Below are 23,651 nucleotides of genomic sequence, written 5' to 3'. Positions count from 1 at the left end.
ACTACCTTTGTTTGTTACGATTTCTTTAAAATCCCTCAATAATCTTTTAAAGCTTACTATTTTTGCAGTCTATAAGAGGTACGTCTGGGATTTTATGCTATTATGCTTTAGAACCTCTAACATAGCAGAACATCGAAAATTATGAAATTTCAATGTAAATGAAACAAGCAAATACTATAAATATAAAAAACCGAAAGGCTAAATTTCAATATGAATTCCTGGATAAATATATAGCCGGAATTAAATTAGCCGGAACAGAAATTAAAGCCATACGCCAGGGTAAAGCTTCGATTGCCGAAAGTTTCTGTGAATTTCAGGACGGTGAATTATATGTGATCAATATGCATGTTGAAGAATATTCTCATGCCACACACTTTAACCATAATCCAAAAAGTGAGCGTAAACTTCTTTTACAGAAGCGGGAATTAAGAAAACTGGAAAAAGAGGTGAAAAACGGTGGATTAACGATTATCCCGCTTCGATTATTTATTAACGATCGCGGACTGGCAAAAATACAAATTACGCTAGCCAAGGGTAAGAAACTTTATGATAAGCGAGAAACCATTAAAGATCGGGATAACAAACGTAAATTAGATCGCATAAAAAAGGAGTATAATTAAAAAACTATACTCCTTTTCGTTTGGAAAAAATAATCTAATCTACTTTAACTCCCCGTAATTAAAAGCCTTATCTAAATTGGCTTTAATCGTTTTACGATGAATAAAGAAGTTTTCATCGTTGCTTCTTTTTAGAACTGCAAAAGTTCCTTTATTTGTGTTTTCTATAGAAATTACTTCTACTTCCATTCCATCCAGTTTTTTATAATTTGGTCGTTCCCCCTGCTTCACCAACATATTTAATTTTGGAAGTTTTAAAGAATGGAACTTTAAATTACTACTGGAATTAATCGTAAAAATATCTCCCTCTTTTACATTTTCAGATTGTTTCTGGCCGTAACTTATGCCAGAAATCAATAATCCTATAAAAACTAAAATATTAAATCTCATAGCGTTAATTTTTCTTTTTGATTTACATCAAAATTAAAAGACTCACTTTAGAATATTATTGGATTGAGATTAAAATCTGATTAGAAATCGTTAATACATTAATAATAAAAGTTAAATTTTACGAAAACATCAAAATATGAATTTATTAATTCTCTGAATCTCAGAAAAATAAAAAATTTTAGATATTCACCTTTTTGACAATACCAAAAAAAACCTGTTTGAGTATAATGCTCAAACAGGTTTTTGCTGTTTTGAAATAATCGTAATAACTATTCTTCTTCTCCGCTAGTTTGCGGTTCCTCCTCTTTAGAGAAATCGGTATATCCGTTTTTAGTAAGAAGATTATACCACTGGATAATTTTTTTAATGTCACTCAGGTATACGCGATCTACATCATAATCCGGTAACACTTCAGCAAAATAATCTTCCAGTTGGGCTTTAGAAGATTTGTGGCTAATTGCTTCACCACCATCTTCTTTTTGCTTTATATTTTCCAGTACCTGTCCAAGCGGTACTTCTTCTGTATAGGTATAAATCGCGATCTCGCTAAGAATGCTTACGTTATGACGCATATTAACGGCGATTTTCTTTCCATCCAAGATTGATTTTGCAATAAATCCTCCTCTGGTTTGTGCAGCAAGCTCATACAAACCTGGTTTTCCTGATATTGCTAAAATTTTATCTAATCCCATAGTGTCTTTTGAATTTGGGTGGCAAATATCACACCCCGCTTTAAATTATCAAAAATATTAACGACCTTTTTTTACGCTAGGAAAGCGCATCTTATAATCCACTTTAATCTTACCTGAAGAAATCTTTTTTAAACGCCCTTTAATCAGTCGTTTCTTAAGGCTAGAAATCTTTTCAGTAAAAAGAATTCCTTCCGTATGATCGTATTCGTGTTGTACTACCCGTGCGGCTAAACCAGTAAAAGTTTCCTTTTTGGTTTCAAAATTCTGGTCCTGATACTCGATAGTTACCTCTGGCTTTCTAAAAATATCTTCTCTAACATCGGGAATGCTTAAACAACCTTCAGAAAAAGCCCACTCGTCTCCGGTTTCTTCGATCACTTTGGCATTAATAAACACTCTTTTAAAGCCCTTTAAATATTCCTTTTCTTCCGCAGTTAAATCGTCATCTTCGGCAAAAGGTGCTGCATCGATTACGAATAAACGAATAGGAACCCCCACCTGTGGTGCAGCAAGCCCCACACCGTAGGCATTATACATGGTATCCCACATATTACTTATTAATTCCTCTAACTTCGGATAGTCCTTATCAATTGGTTTTGCCTTCTTTTTCAATACCGGATCACCGTAGGCAACTATTGGTAAAATCATATATCAATCTTTAATCGCTGTTTAAAATGTAATGTATACTGTTTAAATGATAAATGCCTAATGGAAAAGGTATTATATCATCAGTATTCCTTTATTTTTAATGCTTTTACAGTAGCGGAAGCTATCTATAAAACTTCTACCCTTCAATTTTATTATTTTCAAACTTTCTACTTTCTCCCTTTTCAATAAAGATACGACTGCAGGATAATGGTTGCACTTACCTCATCGACCAAAGCTTTGTTTTGTCGTTTTTTCTTTTTGAGTCCGCTATCGATCATCGTCTGAAAAGCCATTTTACTGGTAAAACGCTCATCGACACGAACCAGCTTCATTTCAGGAAATTTTTCGGTAAATTTTTTAAGAAATTCAGCTATAAAAACTTCACTTTGGCTGGCCGAATTGTCTTTTTGCTTTGGCTCTCCCACCACAACCGTTTCTACTTTTTCTTTTTTAAAATAATCCTCAAGAAAATTTAAAAGAGACGAAGTATCAACAGTGGTGAGTCCGCTGGCAATCATCTGAAGCTCATCAGTAACGGCTATCCCCGTTCGCTTTACCCCATAATCTAATGCCATTACTCTTGCCATACTTCAAAATTTATGCAAAGGTAAGGTTTATATCCATAGCTCCCCAAAAATTACATTGAAGCTCTTATATTTGCTAAAAATTAGATGTATGGATCACTTAAAAACAAAAATCGAAGCAGCCTGGGAAAACCGTGAGCTGTTAAAAGATAAAGAAACTACGGATGCCATTAGAGAAGTCATTACTCTTTTGGACGAAGGTAAACTAAGAACAGCAGAGCCGGTTGAAGGTGGATGGCAGGTAAACGAATGGGTAAAAAAAGGAGTGGTTCTTTACTTCCCTATTCAAAAAATGGAAACCCTTGAAGCTGGTATTTTTGAGTATCATGACAAAATGCCTCTAAAAAAAGGCTATAAAGAAAAAGGAATTCGTGTAGTACCAAACGCAGTAGCCAGACATGGTGCTTACATTTCCAGCGGTGTGATTATGATGCCAAGTTATGTAAATATAGGTGCATATGTAGACGAAGGTACAATGGTGGATACCTGGGCCACAGTTGGTAGTTGTGCACAAATTGGTAAAAACGTTCACCTTAGTGGTGGTGTTGGTATTGGTGGTGTTTTAGAACCATTGCAAGCCTCTCCTGTAATTATAGAGGATAATGCATTCTTAGGATCTCGAAGCATCGTAGTAGAAGGTGTACGTGTCGAAAAAGAAGCAGTACTTGGTGCTAATGTTGTACTTACGGCATCTACAAAAATTATTGATGTAACCGGGGATGAACCCGTAGAAATGAAGGGGATTGTTCCGGCAAGATCTGTTGTAATTCCTGGTAGTTATACCAAAAAATTCCCGGCAGGAGAATTTAATGTACCCTGCGCATTGATTATAGGAAAACGTAAAGAAAGTACCAATAAAAAAACGTCTCTAAACGATGCGCTTAGAGAATATGATGTAGCGGTATAAATGAAAATTCTGGTAATACAACAAAAAATGATTGGGGACGTGCTTACGTCCTCAATCTTATTTGAAGCACTTCGGAAAGCCTATCCCGAAGCGCAATTGCATTACCTTATTTATCCTCATACCAAAGCGGTTGTAGAAAACAATCCGTTTATCGATAAGTTGATAATCGGTAAAAATGAGCTTCCTTTTTATAGATTACTGAAGCAAATTAGATCTGAAAATTACTACGCTATTATCGATGCATATTCTACGGTACAAACATCGATTCTTACCAGTTTATCTGGGGCGAAATATAAAATTGGATTCGATAAAAAATATACCCGCCCATTCTACACTCATGTTTTTAGCCGAAAAATTCAGGCGAAAACAAATGCAGGTGCAGCGATCGAAAAGCGAATGCGCTTACTTACTCCGCTTATTAAAAATGCTCCGCTTCAGCTAAAACCAAAAATCTTTTTGAGTGATGCTGAACGTGAAAAAGCTAAAAGAATTTTGATTGAAGGCGGCGTAGATCTTTCAGATTCTATTTATATGATTGGGGCTTTAGGAAGTTCAGAAAAGAAAACCTATCCGCTCCCCTATTTGGCCAAGCTTTTAGACCAGATGGCAGCCAAAGAAAACACGGCTATTTTATTCAATTATATCCCAAACCAAAAAGAGCAAATTTCAACTTTAATTGGCTATTGCAATGCACAAACCAAGCAGAAAATTTATCTTGATATCTACGGAAAAAATCTCAGGGAATTTTTAGCGCTTACCAGTTTTTGTGATGCGATCATTGGGAATGAAGGTGGCGCTATAAACATGGCAAAAGCTTTAAACATCCCATCTTTTGCGATTTTTTCACCTCCTTTAAACAAAGCGAACTGGAATATTTATGAAGACGGAAAGCAGAATGTTTCAGTTCATTTAAAAGATTTTTCTCCGGAATTATTTGCTGAAAAAAGTCAGGACGATTTGCACAAAGATGTATTTGAGCTTTACGAGAAATTTTTACCAGCTTATATTGAAGAACCACTAGACCAATTCCTAAAATTGAACACTAAATGACCTATCGCTTTTTAATTTATATAAGTCATACTTATGCGTTGCCGATTGGTTTACCGCTTCAGGAAGAAATTAGGAAAAGAAACTACGAGGTAAAATGGTTTACAGAGTTGGATCCTCCCAGATCCTATTTCCCTGAAAATGGGGATTTGATCGAAACAATTGAAGACGCGATAGATTACAATCCAGATATCGTGTTATGCATTACAGATGTTGTTGCCGATTTTCTACCGGGATTAAAAGTGCAGATTTTTCATGGATTTTTAGCCAATAAGCATAGCGACAAAAAGGGTCATTTTAGAATTCGTGGTTTATTTGATCTTTATTGTACGCAAGGACCATCGACGACCATTCCATTTAATGAAATTCAGCAAAAAAAGAATCATTTTTTAGTAAGAGAAACCGGTTGGTCTAAAGTAGATCCTTTGTTTAAGATTGAAGAAAATAAGCGCGAAAAACCTACAATATTGCTTTCTTCTACCTTTTCTCCAAAATACAGCTGGTTGTATAATGAAGAGGTGATCACTGAAATAAAAAGATTATCGAAAACTGGCGAATTTGAGTTTCTGGCTGTGCTGCATCCAAAAATGGATAAAGAGAAAATTGAGATCGTTAAAAAAATGCAGCACGAAAACTTCAAATATTACGATACCACAGATATTATTCCGCTATTTCGCCAGGCAGATATCATGTTTTCAGACACCACATCTGCAATTACCGAGTTTATACTTCAGAAAAAACCGGTAGTGACTTTTAGAAATAATAAACCTGCCAATCATCTTATCAATATTTCTAATGCTGAAGAAATTGAAAGCGCCATTAGAGCAGCTTTTTCACCTTCAGAAAAACTGTTGAAAAACATCGAATCTTACATTTACGACACGCATCCTTATTTTGATGGCAAAAGCAGCGAGCGCGTAATTTCTACCTGTATTGATGTTTTACACACTGATAAATCTGAATTATCCAGTAAACCTTTAAACCTGGTAAGACGCTATCAATTAAGAAAAAAACTGAATTATTTTACTTTAAAAAGCTATAGAAAACCTTTTACTCGATAGTCGAAATTCGATAAAAACGGGAGATATTTTTATGGGTTTAGGAAATTACTTTTTCCAGAATTTAAGCTTTTTCTTTAGCCTTTTTTTCCTCAAAAATTTCTCCTGAAATTCCTGAGTGTAGCCCCACATGGTTTCAAAAACTTCATTTTCGTTCCAGGCTGTAATTATAGCATATTCGTTAGCCATAATCTTGATCATTTCCTTATTTGGCGTAAGGCGAGCGAAATTTTTCATGCGCTGTTTAAAATCCAGTCGCTTAAAATTCATTCGGTTTAAATCGACCAAAAAGAACTCAAATTGATCGCCATCGATTTGTATTAACGTGTTTCCTGGAGAGTGATCTAAAAACTCAATATTTTTTTCATGAAGCTCGTAAGTAAAGCGTGTAAAAGCCCTTAAAACCGATTCTTTTTGTGCTTCATCTTCAAATTTCTCGATATCTCTAAAGGTAAAATCGTATTCTAAATGGTCACAAATGTAATAACTGCGGCCAAAGGTGATCCACTTACACTCTTCAGCATAAGCAACAGGAAAAGGAGTCCCCACCTCTCTGGATAAAAGATATTCAGCATAACTAAAACTACGCGCAGCTTTCGATTTTCTAAAAAAACGATAAACAATTTTATTGATCAGGTTTGGGATCCTAAACGATTTCACATTCACCTGCCTACCATTAAGATCGAAGGTTTTAATGATATTTCGGCCACTGCTAAGCGTTTTCCCTTTCTCTGAAAAATCAGCTAAAATCTGATCTATTTTTCCAGCCTGGTCTTTAAAAGCGTCTGCGTATACGATTTTCATGTTGCAAAATTACGATTATAGAAACTTAAAGACTAATGAAAATATGAATAGTATTATGACCTTATAAAAAACTTAGGAGTTCTTAGGCTAAAAGTCAAATTTTGGTATTTTAGACACGTTTTGCAATCTAAGTTTAATATAAATCAGGATTATCAGTTTTAAACGTTTTTTAGAACATATTTCAAAAAAAACATCTCTAAATCTCTAATATGAGCATCGCTATAAGTTGTATTATCGTAAATTATAACACTGCTAAATTTACACTAGATTGCGTGGCTTCGATTTTTGAAACCCATAAAAACACAGAAGCGATAGAAGTTATAGTGGTAGATAATGCTTCAGAAAAAGAGGATTATTTACTTTTAGAAAGTGAGCTTCAGCAAAAAAACTTTCCGAACACAAAGCTTATAAGAAGCAAACAAAATTTTGGCTTTGGGGCAGGAAATATGATTGGCGTTAATGCTGCCTCGAATTGCAAATATTATGCGTTTATCAATAACGATACGCTACAGCTTACCAATAATTGTCTTTGGGTTTTAAAAGATTTTATGGATGCTACGCCAGATGCCGGTGTATGCTCGCCACAAATGCTGGATGAAGACAAAAATTTTAGAAGTACTATAGATCACTTTTCTTCACTTAGCAGGGAAATTCTAAAACGTGGATTTCTGGAAAAAGTAAATCCCAAAAAATATCCCAGTCGGAAAAAATTCTTTGACAAACCTACAGCCGTAAATTATGTTCAGGGATCGTTTATGTTTTTTAATGCTGAAGATTTTAATAAAATTGGAGGTTTTGACACTAATTTATTTCTATACTACGAAGAATCAGATCTTGGGATACGACTTTTAAGAGAGCGAAAAAAATATGCTTATATTTTTCCTGAAGCGCAATACATTCATTTTAAAAGCGTAAGTATTAAAAAGAGTGTAAATATACTTATTAAACGAGAATTAAAGATCTCCTTACTTTACCATACTCGTAAACATTATAGCTTTTTAGCACATCAATTCTTACTTAATTTTCTACGCATTCGGTATGGTTTAACCTGTGTCGTAAAACCCAAATATTTCCCGTTGTTTAGACTTTTACTTGGCGGCGCCAGTCTTTCTAAATCACTTAAACAAAAACAATCGATTAAAGAGATTTAAAAAAGATCGTCCAATTTTAAGGAATTTCGACTTAAAACTGGTTTCATAAATTTTCTGAAGTATCTTTGCAGGTCGTTAGCAAGGTAACTATGGAAGATAAAAAGACTGAAATTCAAAATTGTTTAGCCGTTCTTAAAAAAGGCGGACTTATTCTTTATCCTACCGATACGGTTTGGGGAATTGGCTGTGATGCCACCAATGCAGATGCCATTGATAAGATTTTTGCACTTAAGAAAAGAGCAGAAAGCAAATCGATGATCTGTTTGGTTTCAGATTTTAAAATGCTGAATGAATATGTAGAAGAAGTTCCAGAAGTTGCTTACGACATTCTAAAATATGCTGCCAAACCAACGTCTATTATTTACGATGATCCGATAAGAGTGGCTGAAAATGTAATTGCTGAAGACAACACCCTTGCGATACGAGTTACCAAAGATCCTTTTTGTAAAGAATTGACCAGAAGATTACGCCGACCTTTAGTGTCAACTTCTGCTAATATTAGCGGGCAACCAACACCGGGTTCTTTTTCCCAAATTAGCCCTGAAATTTTAAAAGGTGTGGACTATGTAGTAAATTTGCACCAGTCTAAAAAATCTTCAAAACCATCGGCTATTATTAAACTTAGTAACGACGGAACGGTTAAAGTAATACGTAAATAGATTGCTAAACCACGAATAAGGTTTTATAAAATTAGCCAAATTTCATAGGTTTTTTTAGACTTTAAAATGAGCGTTTTATAGGTATCTGTATTCGTGGCGAAAAATTAATGTAGTGAAGAATTATAGCGAAGCTTTAGATCATCAAATTTTTAAGGTAATTTCTCAGGCAACCGAAGAACTTCAACTAGACAGTTACGTTATTGGCGGATTTGTAAGAGACTTTATCCTGCAACGTGGCAATGCTAAAGATATTGATATTGTTGCTGTGGGCAGTGGGATCGATTTGGCTCTAAAGGTTTCACAACTTCTTCCTCATAAACCAAAAGTACAGGTTTTTAAAAACTATGGTACTGCTATGCTGCGAGCGTTTGATATGGACATCGAATTTGTAGGCGCCAGGAAAGAAAGTTACGCTGAAGATAGTAGAAACCCTGTGGTTGAAAATGGTACGCTGGAAGATGATCAGAATCGTCGTGATTTTACAATAAATGCCTTAGCCTTAAGTTTAAATACCTCAAATTATGGTGATTTACTGGATCCTTTTGGCGGACTGGCAGACCTAAAATCGCAGTTAATAAGAACACCCCTTGAACCCGGAGTAACCTATTCTGACGATCCGCTTCGTATGCTAAGAGCGATACGTTTTGCTTCCCAGCTAAATTTTGTTATAGAAAAAAAATCCTTAGATGCTATCAAAGAGCATCATAAGCGTATAAAAATCATATCGAAAGAGCGAATTACAGAAGAATTACATAAAATCTTATTATCTAACCGGCCTTCTAAAGGCTTTGCGCTTTTACATAAAACAAAACTTTTAAAAATAATTCTTCCTGAACTTACCGCTTTGGAGGGTATAGACGAAATTGAAGGACAGCGCCATAAGGATAACTTTTGGCATACCCTTGAAGTTGTCGATAATATTAGCCAAAATACTGATAATCTTTGGTTGCGATGGGCTGCTTTACTTCATGATATTGGTAAAGCACCAACCAAGAAATTTCATAAAAAGATTGGATGGACCTTCCATGGACATGAATTTGTAGGATCTAAAATGGTTTTTAAATTGTTTAAACGACTTAAAATGCCATTAAATGATAAAATGAAGCTTGTCCAGAAAATGGTATTAATGAGTTCACGGCCAATCGCAGTGGTCGACGATGATGTAACCGACTCGGCCGTGAGGCGATTAATATTTGATGCCGGTGAAAACATCGATGATCTAATGATCTTGTGCGAGGCAGATATTACCACTAAAAATCCACGTCGCTACAAGAAATATCATAATAATTTTAAGATCGTAAGGCAAAAGATGAAGGAGGTTGAAGAACGTGATCACGTTCGTAATTTCCAGCCGCCTGTTAGCGGGGAAGAGATTATGGAAACCTTCAACATCAAACCCTGTCGAGAAGTGGGTATTATAAAAGATGCCATTAAAGAAGCGATCCTGGAAGGTGATATTCCAAATGAACATGCAGCTGCAAGAGAACTTATGCTAAGCAGGGGTAAAAAACTTGGACTAAAAGAAGTATCAAAGCAAGATTAAAACATCAGGAAATTCCCAATAATTCACTTTAAAAATTTAAATTGTGTATCGAAATTCGGTAAAAATTGCACTTATTTTAGTGTACCTGGTCATCGTAGCAGGTGCCGTAGTAAGAATGACGGGAAGCGGAATGGGATGTCCCGACTGGCCTAAATGTTTTGGTTATTACATTCCTCCTACTCAGGAATCCGAACTGCTATTTCAGGCAGAAAGGGATTATGAAAAAGGTCAGGTAATTATTGTAGACGAAAGTTTAAAAGTAGCTAAAAGCGATTTTACTTCGGCAGAACATTACAACCCAAAAAACTGGGAAAACTACACACGGCATGATTATGCCGTTTTTAATCCGGCACATACCTGGACAGAATATATAAACAGGCTCGTAGGAGCACTGGCAGGATTTGCAGTGTTAATCATGGCGGTGTTATCTTTTAGAAAATGGAAAACCAGAAAACGGCTTTGCATTTTATCCTGGCTTTCGGTTTTTCTAATGGTATTTCAGGCCTGGCTTGGTGCCACCGTAGTGTACTCAGTATTAGCACCGGTTAGAATCACCTTACATATGGTCATGGCTTTGGTTATCGTAGCGATATTGCTTTATATCCTGGCCGATTCTTCTGCTAAAATTTATGCTTTCAAAGTTTCTAAAAGTTTTAAAGCAGTCGTCCTTGTTTCGATCATTTTAAGTTTAATTCAGGTGATTTTAGGAACCCAGGTACGACAGTTTGTAGACGAACAGGTAAAAGTTTTAGGTTACGGTACCCGCGATTTATGGCTGAATAATCCAGAGATCTCCTTTTATATTCACCGCTCCTTTTCGGTTTTAATATTTTTAGTAAATCTTTTTATCTGGTGGAAAAACAAACAAAAATTCTATAAACTCGGTCTAACCAATTGGATCATATTCTTGATTGTGATCGAGATTTTTACAGGAATGGGGATGTATTACCTGGACTTCCCATTTTTAAGTCAGCCACTACACCTGGTGATTGCTTCGGTATTATTCGGAGTTCAGTTTTATTTATTATTAGAATGTTTTAAAAGCAGCAAACCGCTTAAAACTTCTTAACTTTGAAGCTCAAAATTTTCAATTATGGTTTATCGATTTAGAGTAATTCTAGACACGGCAGAAGATGTTTTTAGAGATATTGAGATTTTAAAAACCGATACGCTCGAGGATTTACACAATAGTATTGTGCAGGCGTTTGGTTTTGACGGAACCGAGATGGCTTCGTTTTACTTAAGTGATGACGAATGGACACAGGGCGAAGAAATTCACCAGTTTGATATGAGTGGTGGTGACGATAGCATTCGTTTAATGAATGAAACCGCTTTAGATAGCGTGCTTTCTGAAGACCAGACCAAACTACTTTACGTATACGATTTCTTTAATATGTGGACGTTTATGGTGGAACTAGCGCAAATTGCAGAGATTGAAGAAGGTCGTGATTACCCAAATTTAATGTTTGTACATGGGCAAATTCCTTCTAACGCACCAGATAAAGAATTTAAGGCTGAAGAAGATCCTGCGGCAGACGAGAATTTTAATGACGATTTTGATGTAGACGATTATGACAGTTTTTCTTTCGACGAAAACTGGAACTAATTTTCTATATTTTACGTAGTAATTTTTACCGACTTATAATTTTTAAACTGAATGATCAACTTATATAATGCACAAATTGAATCATTATCGATTCATCGTGTGGGTAACAAAAGCCGTAATGAAAACATTTTTTTATCTGCGGCACCCTATCAGTTAAATGATGAAATCACCCCTTTAATCAAGGAGTATTTTCTGAAGCCTTTTAGGGAAAAAGAAGAGAATTATTATAAATTTAATCATGAGACTGATTTAGAATTTAACGAACTTTACAATCTGTCAAATGCCATTTTTGATAATCCAGAAAATATTCACGAAGCATCAAAAAAAATAACCACCTTACTTTTTGAACAATCAGCACATCCACATATTAAAAGTGGCGAAGTGTATGTGGTATATTTTGAAAATGCGCAGCTGGATAACGAGAAACTTCCAGCTATAGGAATTTTTAAATCGGAATTAAAGCACGATTTCCTGCAATTTCAAGAAAAAGGAAGCATACTGGAAATGATCGTTCAACAGGGGATCAATCTGCAAAAATTAGATAAAGGAGCTTTGATTTTTAATAAACAACGGGCTGAGGGTTATAAGATTTTATCGATCGATTCTAACAAATATGACACTAAATACTGGTTAGAGAACTTTTTGGGTGTAGATGTAATGGCTGATGAAAATTATTACACCAAAAAGTATTTAAAATTCTGTCAGAATTTCGCCAAAGACGTCGTGTTACCTGCAGAAGATAAAAAGGAAGAAGTGATGTTTATGAACCGAAGTATGGATTACTTCGCGAAAAACGATGATTTTGAGGAATCCAACTTCTTAAACTCGGTAATTGATAATCCGGATCTCGTTCCTGAATTTCAGAATTATAAAACCGAGAAAGCGCCAAAATATAAGATCGAAGATCTAACCACCTTCCCTATCGCCAACAAAGCGGTGACTGATGCACGTAAAAAGCTGAAAAACGTGATTAACCTGGATACTAATATTCAGATTAAAATGGATTTTGTAAATGCAGAATCAGCAGACAAGTTTGTTGAAAAAGGTTGGGACGAAGAAAAACAAATGTATTATTACCTGGTGTACTTCAATAAAGAAGAAAAAAGCTAGACAGATCATAAAAAAATAAAGGTCGAAATTGTATAATTTCGGCCTTTATTTTTTATCACTTATTCAAAAACTTCTATAGCTTCAAAGATATAGGCTTCATGATAATCACCAATAATTCCAGAATTCGAGTGAGAGAATACCATTCTACCTTCAGACAGTTCTGATAATCTATAACTAGAAAAAGTAGAACCAAAAACTGTATGATCTTCATTTGCATAACCTCTACCAAAACTCAAATAAATACTTTCAGGATCGCCGATCATTTTTAAAGTAGCCGAAAATTGCTCATGATCTGCACTAAAAAGTCCCTCGTCTAAATGATCGAAACAAAGTACTTTTCCATAAGTGATTTCTACTTCTTTATTAGCCATAAATGTGTACACATCATCACTTACACAATCTGCAGTAATAAAAAAATCATCAGTTTCATCTGAATAGTCATCAATCACTTCTACTAGACGCCATGATTTTTGACTGTCACCATGAATTAATGACATATTGGATTCTGGAAAGTTTGGTATTCGGTTTTCATCGTCACTTGCACAATTCGTAAATGTAAATGCTAATACAATGACGCTTAATAATTTAATTGATTTGTAAAGTTTTACCATAAAGTTTGCTCAAATTTGATGTTCTGATTGAGTCATTTATAAAATATCAAAATCTGCAAACCTAAACAATTTTTTAGGTTTATCGACTTCTCCAAACTTTTTCAGTATTAAAAATTTCAATAGAAATTCGTCTAAAACCGAAAGGTTTTACTGCAACAACCTTTTCATATTTACATCTTCGTAATTACGTTGCACAAAATCTAGCGCAGTTCTTAGAATTTGTCCCATGGTGCTGGCGCGTTTAAATTTCACATCTTTGGTAAAATGGTATAACTCGGTTCGCAACTGATTTACATTTTCCCTGGTTGACACATGATCGTTACTCATACATTTAATCAATCGCTTAAACCGTGCCTGGGTGTTAATCATCCTTTTAGCCAAAAGGGAACGCTCTTCTTTTCTATATTGTTCGATTGAAGACAATTGAAGTCGTTCTGAAACCAGTTTTACCATCTTATAATTCTCTTTAAAAAACTGTGGACGATATACCTTAAATTTCCCTTCAAAACATTGTTGATCAAAATCTATGGCTCGTATTTGATATTGGACATGATCAAAATCGTGAGTTGGGATCACTACATAATTGTACGATCGCATATCGCCCAAAAGCCTAACCGTACAACGTTCATTAAACTTTACGAATTGTTTGGCGATTTGCGCTTTTTCCCATTCCGATAATCTTGGTAAATGATCTTCGATAAAAACATCTCCGGGAATTCCAGCAATATGAGCTTCGATCAGGGTGTCTTTATACACCAAAAAAGTAATACGGTGGGGGGATAATAAATGCTCTAATTCTAAGCCGTAAATTCGGGAAGCATCTGCCTTTTTAACATAGAAATAGGTAAAAACATCGTTTAGGATATTTCTAACTTTTATGCGAAAAGGTTTAGAATTCCCAAAGGTACAGTAATCGATAGCATCAACAGCCAAAAACTCCAACATATCATCGCTACCATCAGAATGCAAGATATTATAGATCTTCTTTAGGCTTTCGTCGATCTCCTGTCGTTCAAATTCAGGATAATAACAGCGTACCCAGTAGGTATCTTCATCATCTTGATCATATACCACTACAGATCCAGAAAATCGCAACAAGTCTTCATAAAACACAGGGATCTTTGTGTTTCGGTTATAGCGTGCCAGATATTTATTGAAACGTTCGTTTACAGGAAAAGAAGGTTTCTTTTTAGACATCAGTTTAGGTTCCATATTCTTGCGCTTTTTAAGTGTTCCGAAGAACGTCTGAAGGTATTTAAAATATTAGGATTAACAGAATTCTAATTTCAGATAAGTTTTAAAAATTAGAAGCTAAAACCTCAATTATCAAGTAAAAATAAATATAGTAAGGGGAAAACTGTAACAAAAATGTAATTTAGTCGTCGTGTAAGAAAAGAAACCATCTATTTTGGAAACAATCCTCAGCATTAATCAATTAACAAAAGTTTATGGTCCCTTAAAGGCCGTAGATAATTTATCCTTTACGATCGAGAAAGGAAACGTGTACGGAATTTTAGGACCTAACGGAAGTGGTAAATCAACCACCTTAGGTATGGTTCTTAATGTGGTAAACAAAACCTCTGGAGACTTTAAGTGGTTTAATGGCTCCGAATCTACACACGAGGCTTTAAAAAAAGTAGGAGCCATCATCGAGCACCCAAATTTTTATCCCTATATGACGGCATCACAAAACCTTAAATTGGTTTGTAAAATTAAAGGTGTACCAGAACATAAAGTTGAAGAAAAATTAGAAATCGTTGGATTGCTGGATCGTAAAGACAGTAAATTTAAAACCTTTTCTCTAGGGATGAAACAGCGTTTAGCCATAGCCTCTGCCCTACTTAATGATCCTGAAATTTTGATTTTAGATGAACCTACTAATGGATTGGATCCACAGGGAATTCATCAGATTCGTGAGATTATTCGTAAAATTGCTTCTAATGGCACAACTATCTTATTGGCCTCGCATCTCTTAGATGAAGTAGAAAAAGTGTGCAGCCATGTGGTGATCATCAGAAAAGGAGTAAAACTATATAGCGGACCGGTTGACGGTATTAATGCCAGCCATGGTTTCTTTGAATTGGAAGCTGAAAATACCGAATTACTTGAGCAGTTATTAAAGCAGCATCCTTCCATCGGAAAAGTAAGTCTTAAAGGAAATTTGGTTACTGCGATTATCGAAGAGCCGATGAGCGCATCTGAAATTAACCGGTATCTTTTTGAAAAAGGACTTAGCCTTAGCTATTTAATAAAACGAAAAGAAAGCCTGGAAGAACAATTCCTTCAACTAACCAATCAAACTAGCGCCTAATGTTACGACTCTTAAATATAGAATTTTTAAAACTTAGATATAGTAGATCATCAAAGATCCTTATTCTCACCTATTTTATCTTAATCACGTTTATCGCCCTTATCGCATCTATAGAATTCCCCATTGGACAGGTCAATTTTAGAATCGCAGATCAGGGAATTTTCAACTTTCCGTTTATCTGGCATTTTAACAGCTATATCGCGGCTACACTAAAACTATTTTTAGCTATCGTTATCGTTTCGATGATGTCTAACGAATATAGTAACAGGACACTAAAACAAAACCTTATCGACGGCCTGTCAAAAAAGGAGTTTATTTTATCGAAATTTATTACGGTGATGGTATTTTCTGTCGTTTCTACTATCTTCCTTTTTGTGGTTTCATTGCTATTAGGCCTTTCTTTTTCAGATTATAACGAGTTTTCGATCATATTCTCTGACCTGGAATATATCCTGGCCTATTTCGTAAAACTGACCGGATTTTTTGCCTTTTGTTTATTTTTGGGAATTTTGGTAAAACGCTCTGCTTTTGCACTTGGTTTTTTGTTTATCTGGTGGATTGTAGAGAGTATATTATACGCGGTTCTAAGATGGCGAATTTTTAGGGGAACTGATGTTGCAGATAAAATCGTTCAATTTTTCCCATTAGAATCGATGAGTAATTTGGTAAAAGAACCATTTTCAAGACTTAACGCTGTAAAATCTGCTGCAAATCAATTAGGATCTGCTTTCGAGAAAGATTACGCCATACATTGGTACCAGATTCTTATTGTATTGGTTTGGACTGCCCTTTTTGTATATTTTTCATATGCATTATTAAAGAAAAGGGATTTGTAATATTTTATAGCTATGAAATTAATTCAGAAATCGGGATTAAGAAGAAAAGAATTTGAATTCCTAAATAACGGTGAGTTAATTGTCAAGGAGAAAAGATTTCTGAAAACAACCGAATTTTCCGTCAACATAGAACACATAGGGACTAAAAAACATATTGAATCTCATTCCAGAACCGGATTAAAAATCGTTGCATCATTCTTTTTTCTAATTGCTTTTAGCAGTTGGATCGCTCCTTTTTTTGAGGAGAAAAGTGAAATTTCTGAAAATATTTTATTGGCAATAAGTGGTTTATTTATATTTGGTTTAGGGGTAAGCTGTTTTTATGCACCTCTTAATAATTTTCTTACTTTACATGGTGGCCAGGTCAATATTCAATTCTTTTTAGATAGTCCATCACGACAAAATGTGGAAGATTTTGCCGATCGTATTATTAAAATATCAAAAGAGAAAATTAAGAAAAAATATACGCGAATCGATCCTGATATTCCTGAAGATGTTTTCATGCAACAACTACATTGGTTATTGAACAACGATTATATAAATGAACAGGAATATGCCGAAAAGAAGAATGATTATAAAATATCTAAACTTACCAGATAATTGCAAAATTTCATTTATTAATCTTTAGCCTATTATTTCTTAAGCCGCATTTGAATAGGCACATTTATTGCTTAACTTCGTAAGGCTAAGAAAAAGAACGCATGAAATTTAAGATTGAATCTGACTATAAACCTACCGGAGACCAACCTAACGCGATAAAACAACTGGTTGGCGGAATCGAAAAAAACGACCAGTTCCAAACCCTTTTGGGGGTGACCGGTTCCGGAAAAACTTTTACCGTTGCAAATGTTATTGAAGAAGTACAAAAACCAACGTTGGTTTTGGCACATAACAAAACACTTGCCGCACAGTTATATTCAGAATTCAAACAATTTTTCCCAAATAATGCGGTGGAATATTTTGTTAGCTATTACGATTATTATCAGCCGGAAGCTTTTATTCCCTCTTCCGGAACCTATATTGAAAAAGATCTTTCCATAAATGATGAAATCGAAAAACTACGCTTAAGCACGACCTCTTCCCTTTTAAGCGGAAGAAGAGATGTAATCGTGGTCGCCTCGGTTTCCTGCCTGTATGGTATTGGTAACCCGGTAGAGTTTCGTAAAAATGTGGTTTCCATTGAACGGGATATGGAAATCTCCAGAACAAAATTTCTGCACAGCCTGGTGCAAAGCTTATATTCCAGAACGGAAGCTGAATTTGTTCACGGAAATTTCAGAATAAAAGGGGATACCGTTGATGTTTTCCCTAGTTACGCAGATAATGCGTTCAGAATTCATTTTTTTGGTGATGAGATTGAAGATATCGAAGCTTTTGATCCTGCTACCAATGATGTTATCGAAAAATATGAGCGCTTGAATATATATCCTGCCAATATGTTCGTGACATCGCCTGATGTTCTTCAGAATGCGATTAGAAACATTCAGGACGACCTGGTGAAACAAGTCGACTATTTTAGGGATATCGGAAAACATCTTGAAGCAAAAAGACTGGACGAAAGAACTAATTTTGATTTAGAGATGATTCGCGAACTGGGTTATTGTTCTGGTATCGAAAATTACTCGAGATATCTTGATGGTCGCCAACCCGGCACACGTCCTTTCTGTCTTTTAGATTACTTCCCGGATGATTTCTTAATGGTTGTAGACGAATCTCACGTTACCATTCCCCAAGTTCATGCTATGTATGGAGGTGACCGTTCCCGTAAAGAAACTTTAGTAGATTATGGTTTTAGGCTTCCCGCTGCAATGGATAATCGTCCGCTGAAATTTGAGGAATTCGAAATACTTCAAAATCAGGTGATTTATGTAAGTGCTACTCCGGCTGATTACGAACTTCAGAAAAGTGAAGGGGTTTATGTAGAACAGGTAATTCGACCAACCGGACTTTTGGATCCGGTGATTGAAGTTCGCCCAAGTCAAAACCAGATCGACGATTTGATCGAAGAAATTCAAATACGGGTTGAAAAGGATGAACGTACGTTAGTGACTACCTTAACCAAAAGAATGGCGGAAGAACTGGCGAAATACCTGACCAGGATCGATATTCGTTGTAGGTATATTCACAGTGATGTAGACACTCTAGAACGTGTAGAAATTATGCAGGATTTACGTCGTGGACTTTTTGATGTGCTTATTGGGGTTAACCTGTTACGAGAAGGGCTGGATCTCCCTGAAGTTTCTCTGGTGGCAATAATTGATGCCGACAAAGAAGGCTTTCTGAGAAGTAATCGTTCTTTAACCCAGACCATAGGACGTGCTGCACGAAATGTAGAAGGAAAAGCAATTTTGTATGCTGACAAAATTACGGACAGTATGCAAAAAACCATGGATGAAACCGAATATAGACGTACCAAGCAAATGAATTATAATAAAGCTCATAATATTACGCCAAAGCCTTTGGTTAAAAAATTAGAGTCTTCTACACTTGTTAAGAAAAAGCTTGAAATATTTGAAGGTGACAACAAGCCGCCAATGCAAGCTGCCGAAGAAGAAGGAGCTTATCTAACAAAACCTCAGATCGACAAAAAAATCCGGGAAAAGCGTAAACAAATGGAAACTGCCGCTAAAGAACTTGATTTTATGGAAGCTGCCCGATTACGTGATGAAATTAAGATATTACAGGATAAATTAAAGGATTTAGCATAACACGCCTTTACAATTAACATATAAAACATTGACTCATAGCATTTTAATTTTTATTTTTAAATAAAAATTAGTTCCCCAGAAACCTCTAGCTTTTTAGCAACCTAAAATTTATTGCTATGAAAAGTTATGTATCAGTATTTTCATTTTTTTTAGTTGTCTTTTCCACCCCGGCTCAGGTAGGTATCAATACAGAAGAACCAAAGGCAAGGTTAGAGATAAAAAGTTCAGATACCGAGGATCCTTTAAATACCGATGGAATTTTGATTCCGCGTATTTCAAGGTTTCCCTCAGATGATCCTACGACAGATCAAAATGGCATGATGGTTTTTCTTGCTACTACTATTCCGGATTACTCAAAGGGATTTTATTTCTGGAATGCTGAAGAATCTTCCTGGTTTCCTATTCAGGGTAATTCTTCCAAAGCTAATTTTTATGAAGCCAAAAAAGAAACTTCGCCAGAAAACATAGCCTCCTCCATTTATCGTAAAGGTAATATTGGTATTGGTACTGATGATATAGAGGCTAAACTACAAATTGACATTGTTGCCAATAGTGATGAAGATATCAAAAAAGGAATGAAAATAGACAATCAAAATTCTGAAGAAAATAACCTGACGACTTATGGTATCGAGAATATCAACCGAAGCTTAACCAACGGTACAAAATATGGAATTAAAAACAATGTAAGCGGATCCGGATCGGGAATTCATTATGGAATATTTAATGAAACATTTCAAAGTACAGGAACAAACGATATCTATGGAATTTTTAATCGTGTAGGTCGTACGTACGGAGCAAAAAGCAATAATTACGGAGTGTATTCTGAAATTGGAAGTTCTACAGCTCAGGGAAATATTTACGGAATTTACAGTAAAGCGCAGGGTGATCGCAATGCCAATATTTTTGCCGGCTACTTTGCGGGTCGCCTGGGAATTGGAGCTACTCCTTCCACAGAATACGTTTTCCCCTCTGAAAAAGAAAAGGAAGAAATGGTATTGGCACTCTCTGAAAATGGAATAATGCGATGGCGACCACCTACCTATTATCCATATGTTTCCTCTACCAGTACTACGGGAACATTTACTATTGAAGATCATCTGGGAATCCTAAGAATAAATGATAATCTAAGTTCGGTTCAGCTTCCAGAAGCCTCTAAGCATAAAGGAAGAACTATAATCTTAGTATCCTGGCCCACTACTTCAGATAAACCTTTGTCTTTTATAGATGGGGATGATTTATTTGATGTTACCACCAACAGTAAAGTTACAAGTATTGAAAGAGGAACAGTACTTACGATTTTAAGTGCAGGGAATAGATGGCTTGTCATTAATAAATACCAATGAATAAAAAAAGCTAAATCTTAAGATTTAGCTTTTTAATATACTTGTTTCCCAGGCTGTTAAACTTTACTGGCAAAAAGACTAACATCTTCCTCTGTAATCTCTGCTCCTCCCAAGATCAATAGTCGCTCTACAACATTTCGTAATTCTCTAATATTTCCTGTCCAGTTGTATTCTTTAAGCTGATTAAGCGCCGCTTGAGTAAAGTTTTTTTTGTTTGTCCCCTGCTCACTGGCAATTTTTTCGGAAAAGTACTCTACCAGTAGAGGAATATCTTCCCTACGATTGTTTAAGGAAGGAACTTCTATCAAAATTACCGCAAGCCGATGGTATAAATCCTCTCTAAACTTTTTATCTTCGATCTCTTTTTTCAGATCCTTATTGGTAGCTGCGACTACACGTACATCTACCTTGATATCCTTATCGCTACCAACGCGTGAAATCTTATTTTCCTGCAAAGCCCTTAACACCTTAGCCTGAGCAGAAAGACTCATATCTCCGATTTCATCCAGAAAAATGGTTCCTCCATTCGCTGCTTCAAATTTACCAGCTCTATCTTTATTTGCTGAAGTAAAAGCTCCCTTTACGTGTCCAAAAAGTTCGCTCTCTATAAGTTCTGATGGAATCGCGGCACAATTCACTTCGATCATCGGCCCTTTGGATCGTTCACTTTTCTGGTGAATCCAATGCGCCACAAGTTCTTTCCCGGTTCCGTTAGCCCCGGTTACTAAAACACGTGCATCTGTAGGAGCAACTTTTTCAATAATTTCCTTAATCCTATTGATCTCTTCAGACTCTCCAATCATCTGAAAGTTTTTGCCTACTTTCTTCTTAAGCCGCGCATTTTCCTGCACCAGTTGTTTTCGGTCTAAGGCATTACGAACAGCATTCAGCAATCGGTTTAAATCCGGCGGTTTAGAAATATAATCGAAAGCCCCCATCCTCATGGTTTGCACGGCAGTATCAAGATCTCCATGCCCCGAAATCATCACAAAGGGAATTTCAGGCTTAATTTTACTGGTCGCTTCCAATACCTCTACACCATCCATTTTTGGCATTTTGATATCACAAAGTACCAGATCGTAATCTTCTTTTTTGATTAATTCCATCCCAGCCAAACCATCTTCGGCTTCGGTAACGTTATAATCTTTATTTTCTTCGTTTAGAATTTTAACAAGCACCCGTCTTATGGCTGCTTCATCTTCTATTAATAATATTTTAGACATTAAAATACGCTAAATTTAAGTCCGCCACGCGCATAGAATGTGTTTACAGAATTAATAGTATAAACGTCATTTCTATCTACATCGCGCAAACGAATATCATTCATAATTGTATGACCGGCATAAACATATAGTCCTAGATGTTCAGTAATGCTATATTCATATCCCAAACCAGCTAATATGACGGTCATAGACATACTATCGGCCAAAGCGGTACTATCCTGAACTGAGGGGGTAATATCAAAATTGTCCTGAACATTGGCATAAAAGCCATCTAAAGTTACAAAAGCCTGCAGAACATTACGGTTGTTAGCGTGATATTTTAAGTTAGTTTTAGGAACTCCCAACATATACGACCATTTAGGATGAAATTTTTGTAATAATGCGCCACAGGCAACGGGAATGGAAAACCAGTAGTCGTGGAATAATGTAATCCAAAAATTATACGGGTTGGTTTAAGTATATCTTCTCCTTTTTTAATCTTGATAAAATATACTGCTCCTTCATAAATGATATCATCACTTAGTAGGTGGTTAGTTGAAAAGTTAGAAGCTGCCTTTGCCCCTGTTTGCAAGCCCATTCTCCAGTCATTATTTAAATGAAAAACATAAGCTAAAGTTGCAGTAATGGATTGAAACCGATCTAAATGAAATGTTTCAAAAGAAGTATCATCATAAAATTTAAAATTTACATTTCGATATTCTATCCCTGGCACTAAATAACTACCTTCTTTCTTCAATTTTATGGGAAAATTGAAAAAAGTTCTAAACCTCCTAAACGAATTATCAGAATCAGATTGGGGAAAATAAGTAAATTCTATCCGTGCCAGATCTGTTAATTGTGCTTTTGCCGAGAATCCAAAAAATAGCAAAAAGAATAGCACTAAAATACTTCTAAAAGTGTTTTTCATGTTAGTCAGTTTTTGGTTGATTCGGGGTATGGATTAAATGAACATCGCGTTGTGGGAAAGGGATGCTTATGCCATTTTGCCTAAAACTATCGTCGATTTTAAAACGTAATTCACTTTTTATTTTTGGATCGGTAAAACTATCACCGATGTAAAAATACACTCCAAACAATAAAGCTGAATCTCCAAAATCTTCAAAAAGCACAAATGGTTTTGGGGTTTTAAGCACTCCTTTTTGCTTATCCACACAATCCAAAAGTATTGTTTTGACCTTTTGAGTATCACTCCCATAAGCTACGCCCACATTTACACATTCTCTGGTGGTACGATGATTTTGGGTATAATTATATACCGTATCACTTATAAATTTATGATTTGGTATAATCATTACTTTATCATCCCTGGTAAGCGCTCTGGTTGTCCTTAATTTAATTTCGAAAACTCTGGCAACTTTATTATCTATTTCTATTATATCACCTACCAATAGGGATTTATCTAAAATGATAAAAATCCCCCCTATAATATCTTGGAAAAGTTCTTGTAAGGCTAAACCTACTCCAACGAATAAAGCGGCTGAAGCGGTTAGTAAAATCGAAATATCAACCCCACTTGAGCTTAGGGTAATTAAAATTACAATAAGATAAACTACGTACTTTACAAACTTAAAAGCACTTATAAACTTTAATTTGTCCTCGTTTAAAAGTTTACCCGCAATAAAGTTACGTATAAGCCTGAGAATAACAGAGGTTAAAATAAATACAAAAATCACCAGTAAAACTACACCTACGGTGAGTTTAAATGGTTGACTAAGCAGGTTAAAGTTTAAAAACTCTTTTATACTTCCCCAAATATCCTGCTCTAATACTTCTGAAATCTGATTGGCCGTTTCGTTTTGCATT

26 protein-coding genes are annotated in these 23,651 nt (G+C 35.5%); 15 read left to right on the top strand and 11 right to left on the bottom strand.

The window, feature by feature from the left end:
• The first annotated feature begins 158 nt into the window (after positions 1–158).
• Positions 159–620: an SsrA-binding protein SmpB gene (gene smpB, locus AC13DP_RS17215; RefSeq protein WP_013072509.1), complete on the top strand. Its 462-nt coding sequence runs from the start codon at positions 159–161 to the stop codon at positions 618–620.
• A 39-nt stretch (positions 621–659) separates the two neighbouring features.
• Here the strand turns inward: smpB and AC13DP_RS17210 are convergent, their stop codons facing one another.
• The 4 genes from AC13DP_RS17210 to ruvX all read right to left on the bottom strand — a co-directional run bounded on the left by AC13DP_RS17210 (position 660) and on the right by ruvX (position 2,934).
• Positions 660–1,007, bottom strand: a complete 348-nt coding sequence (locus AC13DP_RS17210; RefSeq protein WP_013072510.1) for a hypothetical protein — start codon at positions 1,005–1,007, stop codon at positions 660–662.
• A 269-nt stretch (positions 1,008–1,276) separates the two neighbouring features.
• Complete coding sequence (locus tag AC13DP_RS17205) at positions 1,277–1,699, bottom strand: DUF5606 family protein (RefSeq protein WP_013072511.1); 423 nt, start codon at positions 1,697–1,699, stop codon at positions 1,277–1,279.
• Positions 1,700–1,756: 57 nt separating this feature from the next.
• A complete protein-coding gene (gene def / locus AC13DP_RS17200) occupies positions 1,757–2,347 on the bottom strand; it encodes a peptide deformylase (protein ID WP_483068181.1) in 591 nt (196 codons plus the stop codon).
• A 182-nt stretch (positions 2,348–2,529) separates the two neighbouring features.
• On the bottom strand, positions 2,530–2,934 hold the full coding sequence (gene ruvX, locus AC13DP_RS17195) for a Holliday junction resolvase RuvX (protein ID WP_013072513.1): 405 nt from the start codon (positions 2,932–2,934) through the stop codon (positions 2,530–2,532).
• Positions 2,935–3,022: 88 nt separating this feature from the next.
• Between ruvX and AC13DP_RS17190 the strand changes: the two genes are divergently transcribed.
• From AC13DP_RS17190 to AC13DP_RS17180, 3 genes are read left to right on the top strand one after another with little or no spacing between them, the layout of a single operon-like run.
• A complete protein-coding gene (locus tag AC13DP_RS17190) occupies positions 3,023–3,838 on the top strand; it encodes a 2,3,4,5-tetrahydropyridine-2,6-dicarboxylate N-succinyltransferase (RefSeq protein ID WP_013072514.1) in 816 nt (271 codons plus the stop codon).
• 27 nt (positions 3,839–3,865) lie between these two features.
• Positions 3,866–4,888 (top strand): glycosyltransferase family 9 protein, encoded by a 1,023-nt coding sequence (locus AC13DP_RS17185; RefSeq protein WP_483068180.1) that lies wholly within the window; start codon positions 3,866–3,868, stop codon positions 4,886–4,888.
• Positions 4,885–5,946, top strand: a complete 1,062-nt coding sequence (locus tag AC13DP_RS17180) for a UDP-N-acetylglucosamine 2-epimerase (RefSeq protein ID WP_272959140.1) — start codon at positions 4,885–4,887, stop codon at positions 5,944–5,946. Before AC13DP_RS17185 ends, AC13DP_RS17180 begins: the two co-directional genes overlap by 4 nt.
• A 45-nt stretch (positions 5,947–5,991) precedes the next feature.
• On the opposite strand, the gene AC13DP_RS17175 is transcribed toward AC13DP_RS17180, so the two are convergent.
• Positions 5,992–6,747, bottom strand: a complete 756-nt coding sequence (locus tag AC13DP_RS17175) for a lipopolysaccharide kinase InaA family protein (protein ID WP_272959139.1) — start codon at positions 6,745–6,747, stop codon at positions 5,992–5,994.
• 209 nt (positions 6,748–6,956) lie between these two features.
• Between AC13DP_RS17175 and AC13DP_RS17170 the strand changes: the two genes are divergently transcribed.
• The 6 genes from AC13DP_RS17170 (at position 6,957) to AC13DP_RS17145 (ending at position 12,816) form a co-directional block, all read left to right on the top strand.
• Positions 6,957–7,898 (top strand): glycosyltransferase family 2 protein, encoded by a 942-nt coding sequence (locus AC13DP_RS17170; protein WP_272959138.1) that lies wholly within the window; start codon positions 6,957–6,959, stop codon positions 7,896–7,898.
• Positions 7,899–7,987: 89 nt separating this feature from the next.
• Positions 7,988–8,557: an L-threonylcarbamoyladenylate synthase gene (locus AC13DP_RS17165; RefSeq protein ID WP_272959137.1), complete on the top strand. Its 570-nt coding sequence runs from the start codon at positions 7,988–7,990 to the stop codon at positions 8,555–8,557.
• 112 nt (positions 8,558–8,669) lie between these two features.
• The gene (locus tag AC13DP_RS17160; protein ID WP_483068179.1) at positions 8,670–10,100 is read left to right on the top strand and encodes a CCA tRNA nucleotidyltransferase; all 1,431 of its coding nucleotides are present in this window, start codon (positions 8,670–8,672) and stop codon (positions 10,098–10,100) included.
• Positions 10,101–10,143: 43 nt separating this feature from the next.
• Positions 10,144–11,169 (top strand): COX15/CtaA family protein, encoded by a 1,026-nt coding sequence (locus tag AC13DP_RS17155; RefSeq protein WP_013072521.1) that lies wholly within the window; start codon positions 10,144–10,146, stop codon positions 11,167–11,169.
• Between the two features lie 24 nt (positions 11,170–11,193).
• Positions 11,194–11,706, top strand: coding sequence for an IS1096 element passenger TnpR family protein (locus AC13DP_RS17150; RefSeq protein ID WP_013072522.1), 513 nt, complete (start codon positions 11,194–11,196; stop codon positions 11,704–11,706).
• 51 nt (positions 11,707–11,757) lie between these two features.
• Positions 11,758–12,816 carry a nucleoid-associated protein gene (locus AC13DP_RS17145; RefSeq protein ID WP_483068178.1) on the top strand — a complete coding sequence of 353 codons (1,059 nt, stop codon included), beginning with the start codon at positions 11,758–11,760 and terminating at the stop codon, positions 12,814–12,816.
• 59 nt (positions 12,817–12,875) lie between these two features.
• Here the strand turns inward: AC13DP_RS17145 and AC13DP_RS17140 are convergent, their stop codons facing one another.
• Positions 12,876–13,427 (bottom strand): hypothetical protein, encoded by a 552-nt coding sequence (locus AC13DP_RS17140; protein WP_483068177.1) that lies wholly within the window; start codon positions 13,425–13,427, stop codon positions 12,876–12,878.
• A gap of 147 nt (positions 13,428–13,574) precedes the next feature.
• Entirely contained in the window at positions 13,575–14,639 is a 1,065-nt protein-coding gene (locus AC13DP_RS17135) for a hypothetical protein (protein WP_013072525.1), read from the bottom strand.
• A 196-nt stretch (positions 14,640–14,835) separates the two neighbouring features.
• On the opposite strand from AC13DP_RS17135, the gene AC13DP_RS17130 reads away from it, so the two are divergent.
• The 5 genes from AC13DP_RS17130 (at position 14,836) to AC13DP_RS17110 (ending at position 20,625) form a co-directional block, all read left to right on the top strand.
• The gene (locus AC13DP_RS17130) at positions 14,836–15,738 is read left to right on the top strand and encodes an ABC transporter ATP-binding protein (protein WP_347406538.1); all 903 of its coding nucleotides are present in this window, start codon (positions 14,836–14,838) and stop codon (positions 15,736–15,738) included.
• Complete coding sequence (locus AC13DP_RS17125; protein WP_483068176.1) at positions 15,738–16,574, top strand: ABC transporter permease; 837 nt, start codon at positions 15,738–15,740, stop codon at positions 16,572–16,574. The genes AC13DP_RS17130 and AC13DP_RS17125 overlap by 1 nt, the downstream gene beginning before the upstream one ends.
• 12 nt (positions 16,575–16,586) lie before the next feature.
• Positions 16,587–17,174, top strand: a complete 588-nt coding sequence (locus AC13DP_RS17120; protein WP_483068175.1) for a hypothetical protein — start codon at positions 16,587–16,589, stop codon at positions 17,172–17,174.
• A 101-nt stretch (positions 17,175–17,275) separates the two neighbouring features.
• On the top strand, positions 17,276–19,282 hold the full coding sequence (gene uvrB, locus AC13DP_RS17115) for an excinuclease ABC subunit UvrB (RefSeq protein ID WP_013072529.1): 2,007 nt from the start codon (positions 17,276–17,278) through the stop codon (positions 19,280–19,282).
• A gap of 116 nt (positions 19,283–19,398) precedes the next feature.
• Entirely contained in the window at positions 19,399–20,625 is a 1,227-nt protein-coding gene (locus AC13DP_RS17110) for a hypothetical protein (protein ID WP_483068174.1), read from the top strand.
• Between the two features lie 56 nt (positions 20,626–20,681).
• On the opposite strand, the gene AC13DP_RS17105 is transcribed toward AC13DP_RS17110, so the two are convergent.
• The 4 genes from AC13DP_RS17105 to AC13DP_RS17090 are packed head-to-tail and all read right to left on the bottom strand — an operon-like array spanning position 20,682 to position 23,650.
• A complete protein-coding gene (locus AC13DP_RS17105; RefSeq protein WP_483068173.1) occupies positions 20,682–21,848 on the bottom strand; it encodes a sigma-54-dependent transcriptional regulator in 1,167 nt (388 codons plus the stop codon).
• Positions 21,848–22,195 (bottom strand): hypothetical protein, encoded by a 348-nt coding sequence (locus tag AC13DP_RS17100; RefSeq protein ID WP_483068172.1) that lies wholly within the window; start codon positions 22,193–22,195, stop codon positions 21,848–21,850. The genes AC13DP_RS17105 and AC13DP_RS17100 overlap by 1 nt, the downstream gene beginning before the upstream one ends.
• On the bottom strand, positions 22,168–22,755 hold the full coding sequence (locus tag AC13DP_RS17095; protein WP_483068171.1) for a hypothetical protein: 588 nt from the start codon (positions 22,753–22,755) through the stop codon (positions 22,168–22,170). The genes AC13DP_RS17100 and AC13DP_RS17095 overlap by 28 nt, the downstream gene beginning before the upstream one ends.
• Before the next feature lies 1 nt (position 22,756).
• Positions 22,757–23,650, bottom strand: a complete 894-nt coding sequence (locus tag AC13DP_RS17090; RefSeq protein ID WP_483068170.1) for a mechanosensitive ion channel family protein — start codon at positions 23,648–23,650, stop codon at positions 22,757–22,759.
• Position 23,651 lies beyond the last annotated feature (1 nt).

The organism is Zunongwangia sp. L-65 (genome assembly GCF_056859415.1).
This window is presented reverse-complemented; position numbering and strand designations above follow the sequence as displayed.